Genomic DNA, 6,657 nt, shown 5'->3' on the forward strand with positions numbered 1-6,657 from the left:
CGACACGTGGAAACGCCTCAAGCAGAGCCGGCAGGGGTGGGGTGCCGGGTGGCCATTTGCGCGCTCCCGCCAGACTGATTACGGCGGCCCAATGCCCGCCGCCTGGAACACACGCCCGCGGAACCGCACCACGCCGACCCAACGATGAAAGTCTACTCCCGTAGCGGCCACTGCAAGCGGTGCCGGTTAAACGAGGCGACAGGGCGCTCCATCGTTAGGGCGCCTCTGCCATAACAAAAAGCTGGGTGAGTTATGGGTGAGTTAATCTCCGGCTCCCACGCAGTTCTTGCAGGCCCGCATGGGAAATCCGCACCTCAGCGCGAGAACTTCTTGTACTGAATCCGCTTCGGGATCGTGGAATCGATCCCCAGTCGGCGCTTCTTGTCTTCCTCGTAATCGGCAAAATTGCCCTCGAACCATTCGACATGGCTGTCGCCCTCGAAGGCGAGGATATGGGTCGCGATACGGTCGAGGAACCAGCGATCGTGGCTGATGATCACGGCGCAGCCGGCGTAATCCTCCAGCGCCTCTTCGAGCGCACGCAGCGTGTCGACGTCGAGATCGTTGGTCGGCTCGTCGAGCAGCAGGACGTTGGCGCCCGATTTCAGCATCTTGGCAAGATGGACGCGGTTGCGCTCACCGCCCGAGAGCGATCCGACCTTCTTCTGCTGGTCGCCGCCCTTGAAGTTGAATGTCGAGCAATAGGCGCGCGAATTCACCTCGCGCTTGCCGAGATAGAGGATGTCGTTGCCGCCTGAGATTTCCTCCCAGACGTTCTTCTTGTCGTCGAGCGAGTCGCGGCTCTGGTCGACATAGCCGAGCTTGACGCTCTCGCCGATGGTGATCGAACCGGAATCCGGCTTCTCCTGTCCCGTGATCATCCGGAACAGCGTGGTCTTGCCGGCGCCGTTCGGCCCGATGATGCCGACGATGCCGCCCGGCGGCAGCTTGAAGGACAGCCCGTCGATCAGAAGCTTGTCCTGGAAGCCCTTCGACAGATTGTCGAAATCGACGACATTGTTGCCGAGGCGCTCGGCGATCGGGATGACGATCTGCGCGGTATCCGGCCCCTTGTTCGAGGCCTTCTGCACCAGTTCGTCATAGCGCTGGATGCGGGCCTTGCTCTTGGCCTGGCGCGCCTTGGGCGAAGCCGAAATCCATTCCTGCTCGCGTTCCAGCGTCTTCTGGCGTGAGACGTCCTCCCGGCCCTCCTGGGCGAGGCGCTTCTGCTTCTGCACCGACCAGGCGGAGTAGTTCCCCTCGTAGGGAATGCCCTGGCCGCGATCGAGCTCGAGAATCCAGCTCGTGACATTGTCGAGGAAGTAGCGATCGTGGGTGACGATCAGGATCGCGCCCGGATAAGTCCGCAAATGGCCTTCGAGCCAGGCGGTGGTTTCGGCGTCGAGATGGTTGGTCGGTTCGTCGAGCAGCAGCAGTTCCGGCTGCTCGAGCAGCAGCTTGCAGAGCGCGACACGGCGGCGTTCGCCGCCCGAGAGCTTCGAGACCTCCCAGTCGTCGGGCGGGCAGCGCAACGCGTCCATCGCCTGGTCGACCTTGGAATCGAGATCCCACAGGCCCTTGGCCTCGATCTCGTCCTGGAGCTTGGTCATCTCGTCCGCGGTCTCGTCCGAGTAGTTCATCGCGAGCTCGTTGTAGCGGTCGAGGATCGCCTTCTGCGGCGCGACGCCGAGCATCACGTTGTCGCGCACGTTCAGGCTCTCATCGAGCTTGGGCTCCTGCGGCAGGTAGCCGACGCGAGCGCCMTCGGCCACCCAGGCCTCGCCGGTCCATTCCTTGTCATAGCCTGCCATGATCTTGAGCAGGGTCGACTTGCCGGCGCCATTGACGCCGAGCACACCGATCTTGGCGTCCGGGTAGAACGACAGATGGATGTCCTTCAGCACCTGCTTGCCGCCCGGATAGGTCTTCGACAGGCCGCGCATATGGTAGATGAACTGACGGGACATGGATGTGCGGCTCCGCTTCGGACTGATCGCGCCGGGGCTTTCGGGAAGAGTGCCGCGTATGTAGCGAGGCTGGCCGCTTGCTGCAACCGCCCGTCGTCAACTCCCTCAGGCCCGCAGCGTCATCGCGCCGTCGACGACGATCGAAGCTCCCGTCAGATAAGGGTGGGTCGCGGCCGCCAGGTCGAGCGCGACAGCGGCCATTTCCCGCGCCGTCGCCATGCGGCCCATGGTCGGGATATTGTCCTTGGCCCATTGCGCTCCGCCGATCTGCCAGACGGCGTCGGGCGCAGCCATCATGCCGGCGACGCCGCGGACCAGTTCGGTATCGGTCGTACCCGGCAGAAGGGCGTTCACCCTGATGCCGTGCTTGACATAGTCGAGCGCCGCGGCGCGCACGAGCCCCGTCAACGCCGCCTTGCTGGCGACATAGGCGGACTGGCTCTCGCGGCATGTCGTGGCCACTGTCGACGAGGTCACGACGATCTGGCCGCCCGCCGACATCATGTGCGGGATCTGGTACTTCATCGCCAGGAACACGCCGCGAAGATTGGTGCTCAGAATGTCGTCGAACTCCGCCGCCTCGTAGCTATGCAGGGGCTTCTGAAGCGTGATCCCGGCATTGTTGAAGGCAACGTGCAAACCGCCGTATCGGGTAACGGAGCTCTCGACGAACCGTCGGACATCGTCCTCCCTGCGGATATCGGCCCGGATATAGAGCGCCTCTCCGCCGGCCGCCCGGATTCCGCGCTCGACCTCTTGGCCAAGCGCCTCGCGCCGACCGCAGAAGGCGACCTTTCCGCCTTCCGCAGCGAAGGCCTCCACAGCCGCGCGGCCAATGCCGGAGGTCCCTCCCGTGACGAGCACGACCTTGTTTTCAAAGCGGCGGCGCCCATCCAGCACGACCGGTGCCGGTGCCGCCGCAGCGGCCCCGAGCATTGCGCCGCCGGCCAGGCCGGCCGCCGCACCGACGGCCATTCCCAATCCGGAGCCGGCGATTGCAAGCCGACGCGTGATGTGTCTGGTTTCCATGGCCTAACCTCTTGCATTTCGCTAATCTGAACAGCGATCAGATTCGTAGGCAATAATTTGAACACCGTCAAGATAGAGGCGAAATGAATCCGGCATCGAAGAGCGGCTACCATCATGGCGACCTGCGCGATGCGCTTGTGTCAGCCACCGACCGGATCCTGATCGAGCGCGGCCTTGACGGGTTCAGCCTGCGCGAGGCGGCACGGCGCGCAGGCGTTTCTGCAGGCGCGCCCGCGCATCATTTCGGCAGCGTCTCCGGCCTCCTGACGGAAGTCGCCATTCGCGGTTTCGAGGAGCTGGTCGCCTTCCTGAGAGCAGGCGAGGCGGAAGGAGGCACTGATCCGCTCGCCCGGTTGCACGGGCAGGGAACCGGCTATGTCCGGTTCGCCGTCGCATTCCCGGGCCGGTTCGCCCTGATGTTCCGCAAGGACCGTCTCGATGATGCCAATGAGCGCCTGTTGCTGGTCGGTGAGACGGCACGCCATGAGCTGGAGCGCGCCATGGCCGCCTGCCTCGGCCGTGATGTCTCCTCGCCGCAGGTAGCGCTTGCAGCCATGGGAGCCTGGTCGCTCGTGCACGGCTTCGCCCATCTCGCCCTGGACGGGAAACTCGGCGGTCCCGCAGCAGTGGCTACCGCCATCGACGACATGCTGCCGCAGTTGCTGGCCATGTACCGACCGGATCGGGAACGGCAAGGCGATGCGTAGCTTTCCTCGCCCCCCGTCTTGGCCGCCGGACAGACGCTCCATGGGGCAGCCATGCTCGCGCCGCGCAGATGCGATTGCTGCGTCTATTCGGCCGGAAGCCGTGCGATCGGGGTCGCATCAGGCCGCCGCCACGGCACCCAGCCGAGCGTCATGCCCGCCGCGGCGATCAGGATCGCAGCGGCTCCGATGATCTGGAGAAGCTGCGGCTGGTGGCCGAAGGCCGTCAGATCGACGATGATCGCGACGATCGGATAGATGAAGGACAGCGCGCCGGTCAGCGTCGTCGGCAACCGCTGGATCGCCATATAGAGCAGCACGAACATCAGCCCGGTATGGACGACGCCGAGCGTGCCAAGCAGCGCCCAGGTCTCCGCGCCGACGGGTAACCGCGCCAGGCTGGCGAAAGGAGTGAGCATCGCGATCCCGACCAGGACCTGGACCAGCACGATCAAATAGGGCGCAACGCCCTTCAGCGCCTTCGCCACTATAGCGGCCAGCGCGTAGAAGAAGGCCGCGCCGAGTGCCATGGCGATGCCCGTGAGATAATCGGTCCCAACCGCCCCCGCGCCCGGCTTCGCCTGCACGATCAGCACCATGCCGGTAAAGGAGATCGCGAGCCAGAACAGCTTCGTGACGGTCAGTCGTTCGGCAAACAGCAGCGCGCCGAGCCCGACGAGCATGAAGGGCTGGGTGTTGTAGACCACCGTCGCAACCGAGATCGAAGCGCGCGAATAGGCCGAGAACAGCAGCAGCCAGTTCAGGACGACGGCAACGCCGCCTATCGCGGCGAGCGCGAGCTGGCGACCGGTCATCGCGCCGCGCCGAAGCAGCCCCAGGGCTCCGCAGACGATCAACAGGGTCGCGGCACCGAAAACGCAGCGCCAGAACACCACATCCATCACCGGCTGGCCGGAGCGAACCACGAACCAGCCGATCGTGCCCGAGATCGTCATGGCGGCCGTCATCTCGGCCACGCCGCGCCTATGGTCCGTCATCACCGCCTCCACCCAGGAATGAACGCGGATGATAGGATGACGGAATCCCGCGCTCTATGGATTACATGAGACAAATCATAGAGAATGCCTCATATTGTAAGGGTCAAACCTAAGGAGGCCTGATAACCATATGATCGACGAGCTGGACCGGAACATCATCGGCATTCTGGCCGGGGATGCCCGCATCTCCCTGAAGGAGCTGGCTCAGCGCGTGAACCTGTCTTCGCCCAGCGTCTCCGAGCGGCTTCGACGACTGGAAGAGCGCGGCGTGATCCGCGCGTTCACCGTCGACATCGACCCCCATGCGATCGGCTACCAATTGCAGGCGATCGTGCGGATCCGCCCCCTCCCCGGCAAACTACACGCGGTCCAGCAGCTGATCGAGGAGATCCCGGAATTCTCRGAATGCGACAAGGTCACCGGCGATGACTGCTTCATCGGCCGGCTGCATCTGCGTTCCATCGAACAGCTCGACCAGATCCTCGACCGGATCGCCGACAAGGCCGAGACCAGTTCGGCCATCGTGAAGAGCCAGCCGGTGAAGCGGCGCCTGCCGCCGCTATGAGGTGCCGGCTCCGCGCAGCGACTGATCAGGCTCGCCTGGTCACGACAACATGTGTGGCGGCGGACGTCGCACTGTGCTGCGTGCTGGTATAGCCCAATGCCGGCAAGTCGAGATCAATGAAGAGGTTCTCGCCGGCGCCAAGCAGGATCGGCGCGACCGCGAGATGCATCTCGTCGACTGCCCCCGCGCGCAGATAGTGCCGGATCGTCGCAACGCCCCCCCGAGCCTGATGTCCTTGCCACCCGCGGCTTCCCTGGCGCGTTGGAGTGCCGCCTCCGGCCCATCGGTGACGAAGTGAAACGTCGTGCCGCCCGCCATCTCCAGCGGGGCGCGCATGATGGGTCAGTACGAAGACCGGAACATGATAAGGCGGATTGTCCCCCACCAGCCTTTCCAGGCCTCGTTCGGCCATTCTCCCCGGATCGGCCCGAACATGTTCCGGCCCATGATCCAGGCACCGATATTGGCAAAGCCGCGCGGCAATATCGTCATCGACGCCGGTTTCGCCGCCCTCTTGCCCGAACATCTCTCGGAAAGTGCGCGTGCCGAACGCCCAGCGATGCAGCTTCGCACCGTTCACGCCGAGCGGATTGTCGACATCCTAGCTGGGTCCGGCACCGTAACCGTCCAGCGACAGCGAAAACCCGCGAACCACCAGCCTCGTCATGGCAATCACTCCAAACCAGTTGCAAAACGATATCGGATTCTTGTCATAACCGATCCTGATATGCAACCGGTCATCCCAATCGGACAATAGTCACGAATCTGACAGCCTGGCTTTCGCAGCCCGGAATTTTGCCTAAACCTTGGCTGCGGGAACGCAGCGGGAGCGAAGTTCATGAGCCTGTCGACGACGCTAGGCCGAGCCGTCTGCGGATTGCTCGCGACGCTGGCGTGCCTGGCGCCGGCGCAAGCCCAATCCGACGAGCCCGGCTGCCGCCCGGAAATGGCAAGCCTGCGCCTGCCGATCCAGCGCGCGGCGCTCGCCAAGGACGAGGTCCGGCTGACCTTCGTCGGCCACGCCACGTTCCTGATCGAGACGCCCGGCGGCGTGAAGGCCGCCACCGACTACAACGACTACATCCGGCCGCGCGAAACGCCGGATATCGCGACGATGAACAAGGCGCATTCGACCCACAATTCGCGCAATCCCGATCCCGCGATCAAGCAGGTCCTGCCCGGCTGGGATCCTGCCGGCAAGGGCGCCGCGAAGCACGACGTCACGCTCGGCGACATGCGCGTACGCAATGTGCCGACCAATATCCGCTCCTATTCCGGCTCGACCGATTTCGACGGCAACTCGATGTTCGTCTTCGAGATCGGCGATCTCTGCATCGCCCATCTCGGGCATCTGCACCACCCGCTCGAACCGGGCCATCTGCGCGCGCTCGGCC

6 protein-coding genes and 1 pseudogene are annotated in these 6,657 nt (G+C 64.3%); 3 read left to right on the forward strand and 4 right to left on the reverse strand.

Annotation, left to right across the window (positions count from 1 at the left end):
• Positions 1-314: 314 nt before the first annotated feature.
• Positions 315-1,967: an energy-dependent translational throttle protein EttA gene (gene ettA, locus AC1D34_RS10085; protein ID WP_476824143.1), complete on the reverse strand. Its 1,653-nt coding sequence runs from the start codon at positions 1,965-1,967 to the stop codon at positions 315-317.
• Positions 1,968-2,072: 105 nt separating this feature from the next.
• Positions 2,073-2,996 carry an SDR family NAD(P)-dependent oxidoreductase gene (locus AC1D34_RS10090; protein WP_441489340.1) on the reverse strand — a complete coding sequence of 308 codons (924 nt, stop codon included), beginning with the start codon at positions 2,994-2,996 and terminating at the stop codon, positions 2,073-2,075.
• Positions 2,997-3,079: 83 nt separating this feature from the next.
• On the opposite strand from AC1D34_RS10090, the gene AC1D34_RS10095 reads away from it, so the two are divergent.
• Complete coding sequence (locus tag AC1D34_RS10095) at positions 3,080-3,703, forward strand: TetR/AcrR family transcriptional regulator (protein ID WP_476824144.1); 624 nt, start codon at positions 3,080-3,082, stop codon at positions 3,701-3,703.
• Positions 3,704-3,786: 83 nt separating this feature from the next.
• On the opposite strand, the gene AC1D34_RS10100 is transcribed toward AC1D34_RS10095, so the two are convergent.
• Positions 3,787-4,698: a DMT family transporter gene (locus AC1D34_RS10100; RefSeq protein ID WP_476824145.1), complete on the reverse strand. Its 912-nt coding sequence runs from the start codon at positions 4,696-4,698 to the stop codon at positions 3,787-3,789.
• A 130-nt stretch (positions 4,699-4,828) separates the two neighbouring features.
• Here AC1D34_RS10100 and AC1D34_RS10105 point away from each other — a divergent pair, with 130 nt between their 5' ends.
• Positions 4,829-5,263 (forward strand): Lrp/AsnC family transcriptional regulator, encoded by a 435-nt coding sequence (locus AC1D34_RS10105; RefSeq protein ID WP_476824146.1) that lies wholly within the window; start codon positions 4,829-4,831, stop codon positions 5,261-5,263.
• A gap of 25 nt (positions 5,264-5,288) precedes the next feature.
• On the opposite strand, the pseudogene AC1D34_RS10110 reads toward AC1D34_RS10105, so the two are convergent.
• Positions 5,289-5,930: pseudogene (locus tag AC1D34_RS10110) on the reverse strand (dihydrofolate reductase family protein).
• Positions 5,931-6,101: 171 nt separating this feature from the next.
• On the opposite strand from AC1D34_RS10110, the gene AC1D34_RS10115 reads away from it, so the two are divergent.
• Positions 6,102-6,657 (forward strand): MBL fold metallo-hydrolase (locus AC1D34_RS10115; protein WP_476824147.1); only part of this gene is annotated, 556 nt, incomplete at its 3' end.

This window comes from Allobosea sp. P1_A7 (assembly GCF_056406775.1).

Bases quoted from the DNA above. Each gene is read 5' to 3' on its own strand.
- AC1D34_RS10100 (WP_476824145.1), bottom strand. From the start codon at position 4,698: ATGACGGACCATAGGCGCGGCGTGGCCGAGATGACGGCCGCCATGACG.
- AC1D34_RS10095 (WP_476824144.1), top strand. From the start codon at position 3,080: ATGAATCCGGCATCGAAGAGCGGCTACCATCATGGCGACCTGCGCGAT.
- AC1D34_RS10090 (WP_441489340.1), bottom strand. From the start codon at position 2,996: ATGGAAACCAGACACATCACGCGTCGGCTTGCAATCGCCGGCTCCGGA.